Origin of the sequence: Streptomyces xiamenensis (assembly GCF_000993785.3) — a bacterium.
Taxonomy (GTDB): domain Bacteria; phylum Actinomycetota; class Actinomycetes; order Streptomycetales; family Streptomycetaceae; genus Streptomyces; species Streptomyces xiamenensis.
Genome location: NZ_CP009922.3, coordinates 1,488,066 through 1,503,753, shown reverse-complemented (window position 1 = coordinate 1,503,753; position 15,688 = coordinate 1,488,066). Strand labels below are relative to the sequence as shown.

The 15,688-nt window shown below is 73.1% G+C and carries 15 protein-coding genes and 1 pseudogene; 6 read left to right on the top strand and 10 right to left on the bottom strand.

What is annotated here, in order from left to right:
- Positions 1 to 122 precede the first annotated feature (122 nt).
- Both otnK and SXIM_RS06895 read left to right on the top strand, forming a co-directional pair.
- Positions 123 to 1,397 carry a 3-oxo-tetronate kinase gene (otnK, locus tag SXIM_RS06900; RefSeq protein WP_046723283.1) on the top strand — a complete coding sequence of 425 codons (1,275 nt, stop codon included), beginning with the start codon at positions 123 to 125 and terminating at the stop codon, positions 1,395 to 1,397.
- Positions 1,398 to 1,428: 31 nt separating this feature from the next.
- Positions 1,429 to 2,109 carry a class II aldolase/adducin family protein gene (locus SXIM_RS06895; RefSeq protein ID WP_030726058.1) on the top strand — a complete coding sequence of 227 codons (681 nt, stop codon included), beginning with the start codon at positions 1,429 to 1,431 and terminating at the stop codon, positions 2,107 to 2,109.
- Positions 2,110 to 2,221: 112 nt separating this feature from the next.
- On the opposite strand, the gene SXIM_RS06890 is transcribed toward SXIM_RS06895, so the two are convergent.
- The 3 genes from SXIM_RS06890 to SXIM_RS06880 form a co-directional block, all read right to left on the bottom strand.
- Complete coding sequence (locus SXIM_RS06890) at positions 2,222 to 3,211, bottom strand: acyl-coenzyme A--6-aminopenicillanic acid acyl-transferase (RefSeq protein WP_046723281.1); 990 nt, start codon at positions 3,209 to 3,211, stop codon at positions 2,222 to 2,224.
- Positions 3,212 to 3,335: 124 nt separating this feature from the next.
- Positions 3,336 to 4,664 carry an MFS transporter gene (locus SXIM_RS06885; RefSeq protein WP_030726063.1) on the bottom strand — a complete coding sequence of 443 codons (1,329 nt, stop codon included), beginning with the start codon at positions 4,662 to 4,664 and terminating at the stop codon, positions 3,336 to 3,338.
- Positions 4,661 to 5,314: an ArsR/SmtB family transcription factor gene (locus tag SXIM_RS06880; RefSeq protein WP_030726066.1), complete on the bottom strand. Its 654-nt coding sequence runs from the start codon at positions 5,312 to 5,314 to the stop codon at positions 4,661 to 4,663. Before SXIM_RS06880 ends, SXIM_RS06885 begins: the two co-directional genes overlap by 4 nt.
- 119 nt (positions 5,315 to 5,433) lie before the next feature.
- Between SXIM_RS06880 and SXIM_RS06875 the strand changes: the two genes are divergently transcribed.
- The 3 genes from SXIM_RS06875 (at position 5,434) to SXIM_RS06865 (ending at position 7,608) form a co-directional block, all read left to right on the top strand.
- Complete coding sequence (locus SXIM_RS06875) at positions 5,434 to 5,913, top strand: cation:proton antiporter regulatory subunit (RefSeq protein WP_030726069.1); 480 nt, start codon at positions 5,434 to 5,436, stop codon at positions 5,911 to 5,913.
- A 6-nt stretch (positions 5,914 to 5,919) separates the two neighbouring features.
- Positions 5,920 to 7,155 carry a cation:proton antiporter gene (locus SXIM_RS06870; protein WP_030726071.1) on the top strand — a complete coding sequence of 412 codons (1,236 nt, stop codon included), beginning with the start codon at positions 5,920 to 5,922 and terminating at the stop codon, positions 7,153 to 7,155.
- A 159-nt stretch (positions 7,156 to 7,314) separates the two neighbouring features.
- Positions 7,315 to 7,608, top strand: coding sequence for a hypothetical protein (locus SXIM_RS06865; RefSeq protein WP_148236076.1), 294 nt, complete (start codon positions 7,315 to 7,317; stop codon positions 7,606 to 7,608).
- An 18-nt stretch (positions 7,609 to 7,626) separates the two neighbouring features.
- Here SXIM_RS06865 and SXIM_RS06860 read toward each other — a convergent pair whose 3' ends face one another.
- The 7 genes from SXIM_RS06860 to SXIM_RS06835 are packed head-to-tail and all read right to left on the bottom strand — an operon-like array spanning position 7,627 to position 14,148.
- On the bottom strand, positions 7,627 to 8,727 hold the full coding sequence (locus tag SXIM_RS06860; protein WP_030726075.1) for a universal stress protein: 1,101 nt from the start codon (positions 8,725 to 8,727) through the stop codon (positions 7,627 to 7,629).
- A 7-nt stretch (positions 8,728 to 8,734) separates the two neighbouring features.
- Positions 8,735 to 9,316 (bottom strand): potassium-transporting ATPase subunit KdpC, encoded by a 582-nt coding sequence (gene kdpC, locus SXIM_RS06855; protein WP_043176852.1) that lies wholly within the window; start codon positions 9,314 to 9,316, stop codon positions 8,735 to 8,737.
- Positions 9,313 to 11,379 carry a potassium-transporting ATPase subunit KdpB gene (gene kdpB, locus SXIM_RS06850; RefSeq protein WP_030726080.1) on the bottom strand — a complete coding sequence of 689 codons (2,067 nt, stop codon included), beginning with the start codon at positions 11,377 to 11,379 and terminating at the stop codon, positions 9,313 to 9,315. The genes kdpC and kdpB overlap by 4 nt, the downstream gene beginning before the upstream one ends.
- A complete protein-coding gene (kdpA, locus tag SXIM_RS06845; RefSeq protein WP_030726083.1) occupies positions 11,376 to 13,037 on the bottom strand; it encodes a potassium-transporting ATPase subunit KdpA in 1,662 nt (553 codons plus the stop codon). The genes kdpB and kdpA overlap by 4 nt, the downstream gene beginning before the upstream one ends.
- Positions 13,037 to 13,126: a potassium-transporting ATPase subunit F gene (locus SXIM_RS06840; protein WP_107046929.1), complete on the bottom strand. Its 90-nt coding sequence runs from the start codon at positions 13,124 to 13,126 to the stop codon at positions 13,037 to 13,039. The genes kdpA and SXIM_RS06840 overlap by 1 nt, the downstream gene beginning before the upstream one ends.
- Complete coding sequence (locus SXIM_RS27295) at positions 13,123 to 13,293, bottom strand: hypothetical protein (protein ID WP_158707966.1); 171 nt, start codon at positions 13,291 to 13,293, stop codon at positions 13,123 to 13,125. Before SXIM_RS27295 ends, SXIM_RS06840 begins: the two co-directional genes overlap by 4 nt.
- A gap of 48 nt (positions 13,294 to 13,341) precedes the next feature.
- A complete protein-coding gene (locus SXIM_RS06835; protein WP_030726087.1) occupies positions 13,342 to 14,148 on the bottom strand; it encodes an alpha/beta fold hydrolase in 807 nt (268 codons plus the stop codon).
- Positions 14,149 to 14,262: 114 nt separating this feature from the next.
- Between SXIM_RS06835 and SXIM_RS06830 the strand changes: the two are divergent.
- Positions 14,263 to 15,614 (top strand): annotated as a pseudogene (locus SXIM_RS06830) (aminotransferase-like domain-containing protein).
- The last annotated feature ends 74 nt before the right edge of the window (positions 15,615 to 15,688 follow it).

Genomic DNA, 15,688 nt, shown 5'->3' with positions numbered 1-15,688 from the left:
CGAACGTAACGCCAATTAACATGAGCGTCAACTGTAGTACCATAAATTCACAGATTGGCGCGGGAGCATCACGCGCCTCTCGCCTGGATACGTAGGAACGGCGTAACGGACGGTGACGACGCATGGCGGCAGGACAGGTCAGATGGGGCGGCGTGGCCGATGACTTCACCGGTGCTACCGACCTCGCCACCAACTGGGTCGCCCGGGGACTGCGCACCAGCGTGACCCTGGGTGTCCCCAGCGACGAGCAGCTCGCGGATCTGCGGGTCGCCGGGATGGACGCGGTGGTGGTCGCGCTGAAGACGCGGACCGCCCCGGTGGCGGACGCGGTACGGCAGTCCGTGGCGGCGCTCGATGCCCTGCGGCGGCTGGGCTGCGAGCGCTTCTACGACAAGTACTGCTCCACCTTCGACTCCACCCCGGCCGGCAACATCGGCCCGGTGGCCGACGCGCTGGCGGCGGAGCTCGGCGCGGACAAGGTGGTCGTGGTGCCGTCCTTCCCCGCCACCGGGCGCACGGTCTACCAGGGGCATCTGTTCGTCGGCGGGCAGCTGCTGAGCGAGAGCTCGATGCGGCACCACCCGCTGACCCCGATGACCGATTCGGACGTGGCCGCGCTGCTGCGCCCGCAGACCACCCACCGGGTGGCGACCGTGCCGCTCCAGACGGTCCGCGCCGGAGCGGCGGCCCTGCGGGCGGCGATCGACGCGGCGGAAGGCACCTACGTGGTCGTCGACGCCCTGGACGAGAGCGACCTCGCGATCATCGCCGAGGTCACCTCCGGGGACCCGCTGGTGACCGGCGGCTCGGGCCTCGCGCTGGGACTGCCCGCGGTGGCGGACGCCCCCGCCACCGACGCGATGCCGGTGACGGCGGGACACCGCGCGGTCCTGGCCGGCAGCGCCTCCTCCGCGACCCGCGGCCAGATCGCCGACGCCCGCGAGCAGCTGGCGCACCACAAGCTGGACCTGGCCGCGCTGCGGGCCGACCTGCCCGGCGAGGTCGCCCGGCTGACCGCCTGGGCGCGCGAGCGCTGGAGCCGGGCCCCCGGCGAGCCGGTGCTGGTGTATGCGGTGGACTCCCTCGACGACCTGGAGAAGGCACCGCCCGCGGGCGAACGTCCGGCCTCCGAGGTCATGGAGGAGGCGCTGGCCGGCTGCGCCACCGCCTTCGCCGAGGCCGGCGCCCGGCAGTTCCTGGTGGCCGGCGGCGAGACCTCGGGCAGCGTGGTGCAGGCACTGGACGTACAGCGCCTGGAGCTGGGCCCGTCGCTGGCGCCCGGCGTCTCGTGGGCCCACGGCACGGCGGCCGACGGCCGCGCGTACAACCTCGCCCTGAAGTCGGGCAACTTCGGCCACCGCGACATCTTCACGGCGGGCTGGCAGGCCCTTGCGTAACACACGGACCGAACGGGAGCTGGAACCGGATATGAGCAGCGACGCACGCCACGAACTCGTCGCGGCGGGGCGTGAGCTCACCGCCGCCGGGCTGAGCCCGGGCGCCTCGGGCAATCTGAGCGTCCGGATCGGCGACCGCATCTACATCACCCCGACCGGTGCCCGGCTGGACGCGCTGGACCCCGAGGGCCTGGCCGTCCTGGACGCCGGCGCCCCGGTGGACACCCCACTGGAGCGGGCACTGCTGGAAGGGCCGCGGCCCTCCAAGGAGTTCCCGCTGCACCTGGCGCTCTACCAGCGCGACCCGGAGGCGACGGCGGTGGTGCACCTGCACAGCGCGCACGCCGCCGCGTACTCGTGCCTGCCGCCCTGGTCGGACCGGAGCGCGGTGCCGCCGCTGACCCCGTACTTCGTGATGCGGGTCGGGCAGACCCCGCTGCTGCCGTACGCGGAGCCCGGCGATGTGCCGCAGGCCGTGCTCCTGCGCGAGCTGGACTTCCCGTTCCGGGCGGCGCTGCTCCAGAACCACGGCCCGGTCACCTCGGGCACCACGATGGCGGCGGCGGCCGACGCAGCTATAGAGCTGGAGGAGACCGCCCACCTCCTCCTCCTGCTGAACGGCCGCACCCCCCGGCTGCTCACCGACGCGGAGGCCACCAGCCTGGCGGAGCGCTATGGCACCCCGTGGCACCCGGGCGGCGGCCCGGCGTGACCCGCACCCGGTGGCGGCGGAACACGGCCGCCTCCACCGGACCCGACAGCCCCCGGCCCTTCCGGCCGGGGGCTGTCGGCGTGCCAGGACCGTCCGGGCCGGCCCGGACGGATCAGGTGCGCCGTGCCGGTGCCGGTCGGGGCCTGCCCAGGCGCACCGTCCTGGTCTCCTCGGTGAAGGAGCCGAACGACAGCCGCCAGCTGTCGGCGTCCGGCCAGTGGTAGGTGACGACGCCCTCCGCCGGGCGGTAGTGGGCGCTGTAGACGGTGCCGAACCCCTGCGCGTGTCCGTCCTTGTGCAGCGGCGGGCGCAGCAGGGCCGCCACATCGGGCCCCGCGGCGCGCAGGACGGCCAGCCGTTCCCGGCTGTGCCGCGCCCGCTGTGCCTCCTCCGCCTCCTTCGGCACCGTCTCGGACTGATGGTTGGCGGCGCAGGCGTCGGGGGCCTCGGTCATGGGGATGTCCGGGCCGAGATACACGGTGACGGAGCGGGTGGCGTCCACCAGGGTGAGGTTCTGCGGGATGCGGACGGGGACGGTGCGCAGCCGTGTGAGCGCCTGGTCCACGGACGTACAGGTCTCCAGCAGCCAGCGGATCACCAGCACCACCGCGAAGCCCGGCCCGTGGACCTTGCGCCCGCCGAAGGTGAGGGAGATGGCGAGACCGGCGTCGTTCATCCCGTCCAGCAGGCCCCAGCCGCCCTCCTGGGTACCGATGACGGGGCGCAGCAGGTGTGAGCGGACGAAGGTGCCCTCGACGCCGTCCGGCGCGAAGTCGTAGGTGCGCAGGAGTTCACCGCCGCTGCCGATCTGGGTGCAGCCGGACCAGAAGGGGCGGACGGCGGCCAGGGTGAGAAACGTCCCGGCGTGCGGGATGTCCTCCAGCTGGGCGGTCAGCCGGCGCAGGGACGGCAGCAGCTCCGGCAGGTGGGTCGCGAACAGCCGGCGGGCGGCAAGCGCACCCGCGTCGGTGCGGCCCTCGGCGGTCAGCCAGTCGGCGACCACGGAGGGCGGGTAGGTCTCGCGTATCAGGGCGGCCCAGCGGCCGTCGTCCCCGGCGCCGAGGTCGAGGGACCGGAACGTTTTGCTCGGGGTGGTCTCCATGGGCCGCAACGTAGTGAATTCCACCGGGAATCCGCGAGCCACGGTGATGTCCGACCGCTGAGCGAACCCGCCCGGCCGGCGGGGGGACTTCACACCACAGGGCCGGCCGGGCGGGTTCTTCCCCCTACCGTTCCGTGGTGGTCCGTGGATGTTCCACCGGGGTCGGGGAGGGGGTGTCGGAGGGCGGCGCCGCGCGGGCGGCCCGCCGGGCCCGGTCCATCACCCGCCACTGGGGGAGCAGACCGGGCAGGAGAGTGGTGATCGCGTACAGGATGCCACCGGTGACGAGCGCGGGTGCCAGTCCGATGGCGCCGATGGCGGCGCCGGCGGCCAGACCGCCGAACGGGATGCCGGACCACGCGAGCGAGCTGACCAGACCCTGGACGCGGCCCAGATGGGTGCGCGGGCTCCGTTCGAAGATCAGCGCGCTGATGATCGGATTGAGGAAGCCGCCCCCCAGGCCGCTGACGGCGAAGACCGCCAGCACCACCCACGGCGACGCGTCGGCCGCCAGGACGAGGAAGCGCGGAGCGCCCGCGATGAGGAAGCCGATGATGTAGACCGGCAGCCGGGGCAGCCGGTGGGCGAGGGCCGCCGCGGTCAGGCTGCCGGCCATGGCGGTGATCCCGGCGGCGGTGCCGAGCAGCCCGACCACCTCCGGTCCGTGTCCCGCTCCCTGAGCCCACACGGGCAGCAGCACCGACATGAACGCCGCGTCCAGCAGGTTGGTGACCGCCACCATGAGGGCGAGGGACAGCAGCAGCGGATCGCGCCGCAGCACCGTGAAGCCCTGGGCGAAGCGCCGCCAGTAGCCGTCCTCTTCGCTCTCGCCGCTCGCCGGGTCGGGCCGGGCCGGTGCGCCCATGCCACGCGGCAGGAACACGGCGATGATCAGCGAACCCAGTGCGAAACAGCCCGCGATGACGGTCAGCGAGGGCACCGGGCCGATGGCCGCCACCAGCAGGCCGGCCAGGCCGGGTCCGATGGTGGAGGCGAGGCGTTCGGTGGTGCCCGCCAGTCCGGTGGCGCGTTCCATCGGGATTCGGCAGCGTTCGGCGGCCTCCGGCACCAGCACCATCTTCGCCAGGTCGCCCGGCCCCCGGCTGGCCCCGATCAGCGCCACCAGGCCGAGCAGTACCGGAAAGGACAGGGCCCCGGCGGCGTACAGGATCGGGATGAGCAGCGCGGGCAGCGCGCTGGCCAGGTCCATGGTCCAGGAGATCCGGCGGGGCCCGATCCGGTCGACGACCGGCCCGGCCAGCCCTTTGAGCACCACGTAGGGCACCATCTCGAAGAGCGCCACCAGCCCCGTCTGCACGGCGCTGCCGGTGCTGGTGAGCACGAACCAGGGCAGGGCGAGGGTGGAGATCTTGGTGCCGGTCTGGGCCACCGCGAGCGCGCCGAGCACCCCGGCCAGCGGGCGAAGGCTGCGGCGCTCCTCCACACCCTTCATCGTTCGTCCTCGTTCTGGTCAAGCTCTCGCCCGGCGGAGTCAAAAGATCCCTCAAGGTCGGGCAAAACATGCAGCACGACCTGGACCCCTTCGGCACCTTCGGGCGCCTCCCCGGGGCCGGTGGCGGAGGCCGGCCGGTACCGGGCGACGACCTCGTCCAGCTCGTTGCGCAGTTGTCGCGCCTCCTGCTGGGTGAGTCGCAGCAGCCGATCGCCCAGGCCTAGCGTCTCGCGCCATTCGCGCGGCATGGTGTCCAGTTCGTTGAGGGTGCGCTGGGTGGCCTGGGCATGGGAGACGGCCACCGACTGGAGGAAGGCGAGGGTCGCCTCCGGCTCGCGATCGCGCAGGGTGAGGTCGCCGAAGGAGGTGAGCCGGTGGACCGAACGCCACCAGCGTTCCCGGGCGTTTCCGCGCTCCTCGTCCTCCTCCACGAAGCCCGCGGCGGAGAGCTGCCGCAGGTGGTAGCTGGTGGCTCCCGAGGTGAGCCCGAGCCGCCCGGCGAGCAGGGTCGCGGTGGAGGGCCCGTTGCGCCGCAACAGACCGAGCAACTGCACCCGCACGGGGTGGGCGAGGGCGCGCAGACCCTTGGCGTCGAGGACGACGACATCGCGGTTGTCGTGGGGGGCGTACGGGTTCTCGGGATCGGTCATGAGCACCACCCTAGAACCGCAAAGATATCTTTGCAATGACTTCTTTCCAAAGACTTCTTTGCGTTTCTCACCACTATTCTCGGCTCCGACACTGCCGCTGTGGAGGGCGCGACACACTCATGGGCACCAAACGAACCACGCTGCCGGGCGTGGGCGTTCAATACGACATCAGCACCCGGGACGGACGGCACGTCTCCGTCGTCGCCCACGAGGACGGCCGCCGCTTCCTGGGGTTCTACGACCCCGAGGACCCCGACTCCTGCCAGTGCACCGTGCCGCTGGACGCCGAGGAGGCCGCCAAACTGGCCTCCCTCATCGCGCCGGACAGCACCAGCGCCGCCTTCGCCCCCGGCGAGATCGGCCTGGACCTGATCACCGAACGCATCGCCATCGGCCCGGACTCGCCCTACCGGGGCCGCCCGCTCGGCGACACCAGGGCACGCACCCGCACCGGCGCCTCCATAGTCGCCGTGCTGCGCAGGACCGGCGCCCACCCGTCGCCCGGTCCCGACTACCGACTTGAGGCAGGGGACACGCTGCTGGTCGTGGGCACCCGCGAGGGTGTCTCCGACCTCGCCGACATCATCGCTGGGGGATAAACGCGTATGCACGAAACCACCACCATGCTCATCGAGCTGGGCGCGGTCGTGTTCGGGCTCGGCATCGTCGGGCGCCTGGCCGGCCGCCTCGGGCTCTCCCCCATTCCGCTCTATCTCATCGGCGGACTGGCCTTCGGCTCCGGCGGCCTGCTGCCGCTCACCACCACCGAGGGCTTCATCGAGATCGGCGCCGAGATCGGCGTCATCCTGCTCCTGCTGATGCTCGGTCTGGAGTACAGCCCCGCCGAACTCGTCGACAGCCTGAAGACCCAGTACCCCTCGGGCATCGTGGACTTCGTGCTGAACGCCACCCCCGGCGCGGTCGCCGGCCTGCTGCTGGGCTGGGGTCCGGTCGGCGCCACCGCCCTGGCCGGCGTCACCTACATCTCCTCCTCCGGTGTCATCGCCAAGGTCCTCACCGACCTCGGCCGCCTCGGCAACCGCGAGACCCCCGTCATCCTCGGCATCCTCGTCATCGAGGACCTCACGATGGCGGCCTACCTCCCGCTGCTCACCGCCATGCTGGCCGGCGTCGGCCTGGCCGGCGGCAGCCTCACCCTGCTGATCGCCCTCGGTACGGCCGCCACCGCGCTGTACGTGGCCCTGCGGCACGGCCGGTTCATCTCCAAGGCGGTCTCCTCCGACAACCCCGAGATGCTGCTGCTGGTCGTCCTCGGCCTGACCCTGCTGGTGGCCGGCTTCGCCCAGCAGCTGAAGGTCTCCGCCGCCGTCGGCGCCTTCCTCGTCGGCATCGCCCTGTCCGGCGAGGTCGCCCACAACACCCGCCAGCTGTTCACCCCGCTGCGCGACCTCTTCGCCGCCGTCTTCTTCGTCTTCTTCGGCCTGTCGACCGTGCCCGGCGACATCCCGCCGGTGCTGGTCCCCGCGCTGCTGCTCGCCGTCGTCACGACCATCACCAAGATCGCGACCGGCTGGTACGCGGCCAAGCGCGCCGGCATCGGGCCGCGCGGCCGGCTGCGGGCCGGCGGCGCCCTGGTGGCCAGGGGAGAGTTCTCCATCGTCATAGCGGGACTGGCCAGCGGCGTCGAACCACGCATCGCGCCGATCGCCACCGCGTACGTCCTGATCCTGGTCATCGTGGGCCCGTTCGCCACCCGCTGGGCCCAGCCGGTCGGCATGAAGGTCCTGGAATGGCGGGCCGGCCGCCGCGCCGCGACCGGGGCGAATCCCGTCACCGGACCCGCCCTGGAAGCCACCGACCCCCAGGGCGCCCCCTCCTGAACCGGGCCGCCCGCGCACTCCCACCCCCGCGCGGGCGGCCCCTCACTCTTCGTACGGATGTCCGGGCGACTCCCGTCCGCCCAGCGCAACGCCCCTGCCATGCCTCCGGGCAGCGACGGGACGGCACCCGGGCCGCGGCGACGGGCCTAGCCTTCGAGGGTGGAATGCCCCGGCTGCAACGCCCCCCAGGGGATGTCCGCCATCACCACCCGGGGCGGCGTGTACTGCTTCCCGTGCCTCACCTGTGAGCAGGTGGCCATCGTCGCCCCGGACGGCGGCTTCGCCTTCGCCACCGCGCAGCCCTGCCGCACCCCAGGCTGCGACGGCTCGACCGGCCTGTCCTACCGCTACATACACAGCGGCGTCTTCGACCGCGCCGTGCTCGAACCCTGCGACCAGTGCTACGGCGGCGACCGCACCCAGCAGTGGCCCACCCGCGTCCGGGCCCACTGACACCGCACCGCTGGCCCGCTACAGCCGGCCGTGGGCCGCCTCCTCGTGGGTGACGATGTACACGTCGAGGTAGTCGCCCGAGCCCTCCACGATCGAGGTGCCCACGCCCTTGCCCGCCAGCAGGGACTTCACCCGGCCCCGGCGGCTGGCACCGATCACCAGTTGGGTGGCGTTCACCCCACGGGCGAACTCCAGGACCGCCGCCGCCGGATCGTCGCTCGTCACCAGCTCGAAGGTGCCGCCCAGGCGTTCCACCAGCGCCCGCTGCCGGGCGATGGTCTCGCTGGGAGCCTCGCGCAGCCCGTCGTCCCGCCGGACGTGGATCGCCAGCAGTTCGCCGCCCGCCCCGCGCTGGGCGATGCGGTTGCCCCGGCGGATCAAGGTGGTGCCCTCGGCGCCGCCGGACAGCGCCACCACCACGCGCTCGCGCGTCGCCCACGGCGTCTGGATGCCCTGCTCGCCCCGGTACCGCTGCAACGCCTCCTCCACCCGGTCCGCCACCCACAGCAGGGCCAGTTCGCGCAGCGCGGTCAGATTGCCCTCCCGGAAGTAGTGGGTGAGCGCGTCGGCGACCTTGTGCCGCGGATAGATGTCGCCGTACTCCATGCGGCGGCGCAGGGCCTGCGCCGACAGGTCCACCAGCTCGATCTGGTCCGCCCGGCGCACCACCTCGTCCGGTACGGTCTCGCGCTGGACGACCCCGGTGATGTTCTCCACCACCTCGTTCAGGGACTCCAGATGCTGGATGTTGACGGTGGACACCACATGGACGCCGGCCCGCAGGAGTTCGTCGATGTCCTGCCACCGCTTGGCGTTGCGGCTGCCGGGGACGTTGGTGTGGGCCAGCTCGTCCACCAGCGCCACCTCGGGGTGGCGCGCCAGCACCGCGTCCAGGTCCATCTCGGTGAACCGCGCGCCCCGGTAGGTCATCTCCCTGCGGGGGACGGTCTCCAGCCCCTCGGCCATCCTGCGGGTGGGTTCGCGGCCGTGGTCCTCCATGAAGCCGATGACCACGTCGCCGCCGAGCGCGGCGCGCCGTCTGCCGTCCGCCAGCATGTCGTAGGTCTTGCCCACCCCCGGGGCCGCCCCCAGGAAGACGCGCAGCGTGCCACGGGACACCGCCCTCTCACCCGGCCTTCGCGGCCAGGGCCAGGTTCAGCCGCAGGACGTTGACCCGCTCCTGCCCCAGGAAGCCCAGGGTGCGGCCCTGCACGTGGGAGTCGACCAGCTCGCGCACCTGCTGTTCCGTCAGTCCGTGTGCCCTGGCCACCCGGGTCACCTGCTGGCGGGCGTACTCGGGGGAGATGTGCGGATCCAGGCCGCTGGCCGACCCGGTCAGCGGGTCCGGGGGCACCTCGTGCGCCGGTACGTGCTCGGTGCGCGCGACCGAGGACCGCCGCAGCCGTACCTCCGCGAGCAGCCGCGCGCTGCTGGGGCCGAGGTTGCTGCCGCCGGTGGCCAGCGGGTCGTAGCCGCCCGGGCGCGGATGGAACCACAGCGGGCCGCCGAAGTCCTGGCCGATCAGGGAGGATCCGACGACGCGGCCCCCGGCGTGCACGAGGGAGCCGTTGGCTTGGTCGTGGAACGCGGTCTGGGCGACGCCCCAGATGACCACGGGGTAGGCCAGCCCGCACAGCACGGTCATCAGCAGCAGGACTCGCAGGCCCGCGGCGGCCTGGCGCAGTACCGACAGGACCACGGCGCTCAGCCTCCCAGGCCCGGGATCGGGGAGATGAGCAGGTCGATGAGCTTGATGCCGATGAACGGGGTGACCAGCCCGCCCGCCCCGTACAGCGCCAGGTTGCGGCGCAGCAGCTTGGAGGCGCCCGCCGGGCGGTAGGCGACGCCGCGCAGGGCGAGGGGGATGAGGGCGACGATGATCAGGGCGTTGAAGATGACGGCGGACAGGATCGCCGACTCGGGGGAGTGCAGCGCCATGATGTTGAGGTGCCGCAGCCCCGGGTACAGCGCGGTGAACATCGCCGGGATGATCGCGAAGTACTTCGCCACGTCGTTGGCGATGGAGAAGGTGGTCAGGGCTCCCCGGGTGATGAGGAGCTGTTTGCCGATCTCGACGATCTCGATGAGTTTGGTGGGGTTGGAGTCGAGGTCCACCATGTTCCCGGCTTCCTTGGCGGCGTTGGTTCCCGCGTTCATGGCGACGCCCACGTCGGCCTGGGCCAGGGCCGGGGCGTCGTTCGTCCCGTCGCCGGTCATCGCCACCAGCCGGCCGTCCGCCTGCTCCTGCCGGATCAGGGCCATCTTGTCCTCGGGGGTGGCCTCGGCCAGGAAGTGGTCGACGCCCGCCTCGTGGGCGATGGCCTGGGCGGTGGCCGGGTTGTCGCCGGTGATCATGACGGTGCGGATGCCCATCCGGCGCAGTTCGGCGAACCGTTTCCTGATGCCGACCTTGATGATGTCCTTCAGCCGGACCACACCCAGGACCCGGGCGGGGGCGTCGGGGCCCGGCCGTTCGGCGACGACCAGCGGGGTGCCGCCGCTCGCGCTGATGGCGTCGACCAGCGGGCCGACCTCGTTGATGGAGGTGCCGCCGTTCTCCCGCACCCACTTGATGACGGCGGTGGCCGCGCCCTTGCGCACCATCCGGCCGTCGTCCAGGTCCACGCCCGACATCCGGGTCCTGGCGGAGAACGGGACGAAGTCGGCCCCGGTCACCTGGCCCTCCTCGCGGGCGCGCAGGCCGTGCCGTTCCTTCGCGAGGACGACGATGGAGCGGCCCTCGGGGGTCTCGTCGGCGAGCGAGGCCAGTTGGGCGGCGTCCGCCAGTTCGTCCTCGCCGACCCGGGGCACCGGCACGAACTCGGTGGCCTGCCGGTTCCCCAGGGTGATGGTGCCGGTCTTGTCCAGCAGCAGGGTGTTGACGTCCCCGGCCGCCTCCACCGCCCGCCCGGAGACGGCGAGCACATTGTGCTGTACCAGCCGGTCCATGCCGGCGATGCCGATGGCGGACAGCAGCGCGCCGATGGTGGTGGGGATGAGGCACACCAGCAGCGCCACGAGCACGACCACCGTCTGCTCCCGGCCGGAGTAGGCGGCGGCCGGCTGGAGGGCGGTGACGGCCAGCAGGAAGATGACGGTGAGCGCGGCGAGCAGGATGGACAGCGCGATCTCGTTGGGGGTCTTCTGCCGGGCGGCGCCCTCCACCAGGGCGATCATCCGGTCCAGGAAGCTCTCGCCCGGTTTGGCGGTGATCCGTACCACGATCCGGTCCGAGAGCACCTGCGTGCCGCCGGTCGCCGCCGACCGGTCGCCGCCCGATTCGCGGATGACCGGGGCCGATTCGCCGGTGATGGCCGACTCGTCGACGCTGGCGATGCCCTCGACCACCTCGCCGTCGCCGGGCACCGTCTGCCCGGCCTCGACGACCACCAGGTCCCCGACCCGCAGCTGTACGCCCGGGACCTCCTCCTCCCGGCCGTCCCCGTCCGGGATCAGCCGCCGGGCCACCGTTTCCCGCTTGGCCCGGCGCAGCGCCGCTGCCTGGGCCCGGCCGCGCCCCTCGGCGACGGCCTCGGCGAGGTTCGCGAACAGGACGGTCACCCACAGCCAGGCCGCCACCGCGACGGCGAAGACCCCGGGGGAGGCGGCGGCGAGCACGGTGGTGAGCAGCGCACCGGCCCACACCACGAACATCACGGGGGTACGGACCATGTGGCGCGGGTGCAGCTTGCGCAGCGCGGCCGGGAACGAGGTGAGGAGCTGGCGGGGGCTGAACGCCCCGGTGGGGGCCTTGCCGCTGGGCCCGGTCACCGCAGCCCCTCGGCCAGCGGGCCCAGGGCCAGCATCGGGAAGAACGTCAGCCCGGCCACCACCACGGCCACCGTGACCAGCAGTCCCGTGAACAGCGGGGTGTGGGTGGGCAGGGTGCCCGCCCCGGTGGGGGTGCGGTGCTGGGCGGCGAGCGCCCCGGCCAGCGCCAGCACCAGCACCATCGGCACAAAACGGCCCATCAGCATCACGAGCCCCAGGGTGGTGGTGTAGAAGGTGGTGTCCGCGCCGAGCCCGGCGAACGCGCTGCCGTTGCCGTTCCCGGCCGAGGCGTACGCGTACAGCACCTCGCTCAGCCCGTGCGGCGGGCCCGCCAGGATCCTGGCGCGCGGCTCGGGGAACGCCAGCGCCAGGGCGGTGCCCGTCAGCACCGCGAACGGCATCGCCAGGACGTACAGCGCCAGCAGCGTGATCTCCCGCTGCCGCAGTTTCTTCCCCAGGTACTCCGGAGTCCGCCCCACCATCAGCCCGGCCAGGAACACCGCCAGCATCGCCAGCACCAGCATCCCGTACAGGCCCACGCCCACCCCGCCCGGCGCGACCTCGCCCAGCAGCATGTTCAGCAGCAGCATCCCGCCGCCCAGCGGGGTGAAGCTCTCGTGCGCCGCGTCCACCGACCCGGTCGAGGTGGTGGTCGTGGCGTTGGCGTACAGGGCGCTGTTCCACACCCCGAACCGCCACTCCTTGCCCTCCGTCGCCGCACCCACCGCCTGCGGCACGTCCCCGTGGTGCGTCGCCTCGGCCGTGGTGACGGCGGCGAGCCCGATCGCCCACAGCGCGGTCATCGCCGCCAGCACCGCCCAGCCGTGCCGGGGCGAGCCGGTCATCCGCCCGAAGGTGCGGGGCAGCGCGGACGGGATCAGCAGGAGCAGGAAGACCTGGAAGAAGTTGGTGAACGGGTTGGGGTTCTCGTAGGGGTGCGCCGCGTTGGCGTTGTAGTAGCCGCCGCCGTTGCCGCCCAGCAGCTTGATGGCCTCCTGGGAGGCGACGGGGCCGCCGGTCAGCGCCTGCCGGTCCCCGCCCAGGGTGACGATCTCGCGTACTCCGTGGAAGTTCTGCACCACTCCGGCCGCCGCCATGACGATCGCGGCGAGCACCGCCAGCGGCAGCAGCACCCGCACCGTGCCGCGGACCAGGTCCACCCAGAAGTTGCCGAGCCGGTCGGTGCGGGAGCGGGCGAAGCCCCGGATCAGCGCCACCGCCACGGCCAGGCCCACGGCCGCCGACAGGAAGTTCTGCACGGCCAGGCCCGCCATCTGCGCCGGCGGCCCCAGCGTCGTCTCGCCCGCGTACCACTGCCAGTCGGTGTTGCTGACGAAGGAGAGGGCGGTGTTGAAGGCGCCGGAGGGGTGCACCCCCGCGTGCCCCTGCGCCAGCGGCAGCACCCCCTGGAGCCGCAGAAAGGCGTACAGGAACAGGGCGGAGACGGCGGAGAACGCGAGCAGCGACAGCGCGTACGCCGTCCACCGCTGGTCGGCGCGCGGGTCGACGCGGGCGATCCGGTACAGCAGCCGCTCCACGCCCAGGTGCCGCTCGCCGGTGTAGACGCGCGCCAGGTAGTCGCCGAGCGGGACGTGGACGAGGGCGAGCAGCGCCACCAGCGCGGCGATGGTCAGCAGGCCGGCGGCGGCGTCGTTCATCAGAAGCGCTCCGGGAAGAGCAGCACCCACAACAGGTAGAGCAGCAGCGCGCCACTGGCGCCGAGGCCGAGGATGTTCTCCCAGCTCACCGCTTTCCCCTGTCCGCTTCTCCGCCCGCCGGGCGAGGGTGCGGCTCGCCGGCTGTCTCGCCGTGGGCGGCCCGGTGCGCGTCGCTCACCTGGGCCACCCCCTTCACGATCAGCACCAGAACCGTGAAGCACCCGATCGTCAGCGCGATGAAGGCCACGTCTGCCATCAGCGAAGTCTGCACAGCGCGCCGAGGGGGCGGGGGGCGCGCGCCGGGTCAGCCGGGCGAACCACCCGATCGGGCCAGAGGGCTGTGCTCCGTCAGGAACCCGGCCAGGGCGGCGTTGAAGGCCGACTCCTGCTCCAGGTTCGGCAGGTGCCCGGCGGACTCGATGATCTCCAGCCGCGAGCCGGGGATGTGGCGGTGCATCAGCTCGGCCTCGGCGACCGGCGTGAACTCGTCGTGCCGGCCGACCACGATCAGCGTGGGCACGGTGATGCGCGGGAGCAGGGTGAGGTAGTCGGGGCGTTCGGCGCGCCCGCGCAGGGCGGCGGCGGCGCCGGCCGGGTCGGTGGTGTCCATCATCGCCAGTACGTGCCGGTTGACGTCCGGCCGGGTCTGGAGGGTGTCGCGGCACACCATCTTCGGCAGGGTCTCGTCCGCGTACGCGGTCATGCCCTCGCGCAACAGTCGATCGGCGGTGGTGCGGCGCACCCGGCGGGCGGGTGCGGAGTCGGCGCGCGGGCTGCCGGCGGCGAGCACGAGGGCGGTGACCCGCTCGGGGAAGAGCCGGTAGAACTCCAGGGCGATCTGGGCGCCCATGGACAGCCCGCCGACGGCGCAGCGGGCGACGCCGAGCCGGTCCAGGAGGGCCGCGAGGTCGTGGGCGAAGACGTCCAGGGTGGTGTGGTCGCCGGCGGGCGGGGTGTCGCCGTAGCCGCGCAGGTCAGGGACGATCACCCGGTGGCCGGCGGCGGCGAGGTGTTCGGTCTGGGGGTGCCACATGGTGCGGTTGAAGGGGTGCCCGTGCACCAGCAGCAGGGGTGCGCCGGTGCCCCGGTCCTCGTACGCCGTGTTCCGCATGGTTCCTCCTGTGGGACCTTGACGGATCGAGGCTATCCGGAGCAATATCCGAGTGCAATAACATCATTGAACTCAGTGCAATGTGCGGGACGAGAGCAATACGGGGTGTGGCGCATGGAGGATTACCGGCTGATCGCCGACCGGATCGCGGCGGACATCGCCGAGGGCCGGCTGCGGCCGGGCGACCGGCTGCCGCCGCAGCGGCAGTTCGCCCGCCGGCACGCCATCGCCGCCTCCACCGCCGCCCGCGTCTACACCGAACTGGCCCGGCGCGGGCTCACCGTCGGCGAGGTCGGCCGCGGCACCTTCGTGCGCGCCACCCCGATCGCCCCGGGACCCTGGCTCTCCGAACCGGCCGACCCCTCCGCCGGGCGCGTCGAACTCGGCATGAACCGCCCGGGCGCCTCCCCCGATCACGCCGCCCTGCTCGCCCGCGGGCTCAGCGGCATGCTGCGCGCCGATGTCCTCACCGCCGCGCTGTGGCAGGTCGGGGCCCGCGGCACTCCCGAGGCACGGGCCGCCGCCTCCGCCGGGCTCGCCCGCGCCGGATGGACGCCGGACCCCGCGCACACCCTGTTCACCGCCGGCGCCCGGCAGGCCATCGCCGCCACCATTTCCGCCCTGGTGCCCCGGGGGAACGGCTGGGGGTGGAACGGTTCACCTACCCGCCCGCCGCCGGGATCGCCGCGCGGCTCGGCGTCACCCTCGTACCGCTGGAGATGGACGAGGACGGGGTACGCCCCGACGCCCTGCGCGCCGCCCACCAGCGCACCCCGCTGCGCGCGGTCTACCTCCAGCCCACCCTCCACAACCCGCTCACCGTCACCATGCCCCCGCACCGGCGCGAGGCGGTCGCGGCCACCGTGCGGGAACTGGACCTGCCGCTCATCGAGGACGCCGTGTTCTCCTTCCTGCGCGAGGACGTGCCGCCGCTGGCCGCGCTCGCGCCCGACCACACGGTGCTGGTGGAGAGCCTGTCCAAGCGGATCTCGGCCGGGCTGACCGTGGGCTTCGCGTTCACCCCGCCCGCCCTGACCGAGCAGATCGCCACCGCCGTACGGTCCGGCGCGTGGACCGCGGCGCCGTACGCGCTGGCCGCCGCCACCCGCTGGCTCGCCGACGGCACGGCCGCCACCATCGCCGCCGCGAAACGGGAGGAGGCGGCGGCGCGCCAGCGCATCGCCCGCGAGCGGCTGGCCGGCTTCAGCATCCGGGCCGACGAACGCTCCGACCACCTGTGGTGGGAACTCCCCGCCCCCTGGCGCGCCGACACCTTCCTGGCCGCCGCCTCCCGCCACGGCATCGCCCTGGCCCCGGCCGCCGCCTTCACCACCAACCCGGCCCACGCCCCGCACGCGGTGCGCATCGCCCTGGCCACCCCCTCGCACCAGGTCCTCGACGCCGCCCTGGGCACCCTGGCCGAACTGGCGCGCTCCCGCCCGGAGGAGGCCCGCGAACTGGAGTGAGCGGGCGCCGCCCCCGTACGACACGCGCCGCCCCGGGGTCCCCGGGCGGCGGGCGGTCATCGCCCAGGATGGCG

What these genes read in the sequence shown, in the direction of transcription:
- SXIM_RS06895 (WP_030726058.1), top strand. Translation starts at nt 1,429, where the DNA reads ATGAGCAGCGACGCACGCCACGAACTCGTCGCGGCGGGGCGTGAGCTC.
- SXIM_RS06835 (WP_030726087.1), bottom strand. Translation starts at nt 14,148, where the DNA reads ATGCGGAACACGGCGTACGAGGACCGGGGCACCGGCGCACCCCTGCTG.
- SXIM_RS06885 (WP_030726063.1), bottom strand. Translation starts at nt 4,664, where the DNA reads ATGAAGGGTGTGGAGGAGCGCCGCAGCCTTCGCCCGCTGGCCGGGGTG.
- SXIM_RS06880 (WP_030726066.1), bottom strand. Translation starts at nt 5,314, where the DNA reads ATGACCGATCCCGAGAACCCGTACGCCCCCCACGACAACCGCGATGTC.
- kdpA (WP_030726083.1), bottom strand. Translation starts at nt 13,037, where the DNA reads ATGAACGACGCCGCCGCCGGCCTGCTGACCATCGCCGCGCTGGTGGCG.
- SXIM_RS06875 (WP_030726069.1), top strand. Translation starts at nt 5,434, where the DNA reads ATGGGCACCAAACGAACCACGCTGCCGGGCGTGGGCGTTCAATACGAC.
- SXIM_RS27295 (WP_158707966.1), bottom strand. Translation starts at nt 13,293, where the DNA reads ATGGCAGACGTGGCCTTCATCGCGCTGACGATCGGGTGCTTCACGGTT.
- SXIM_RS06870 (WP_030726071.1), top strand. Translation starts at nt 5,920, where the DNA reads ATGCACGAAACCACCACCATGCTCATCGAGCTGGGCGCGGTCGTGTTC.
- SXIM_RS06890 (WP_046723281.1), bottom strand. Translation starts at nt 3,211, where the DNA reads ATGGAGACCACCCCGAGCAAAACGTTCCGGTCCCTCGACCTCGGCGCC.
- otnK (WP_046723283.1), top strand. Translation starts at nt 123, where the DNA reads ATGGCGGCAGGACAGGTCAGATGGGGCGGCGTGGCCGATGACTTCACC.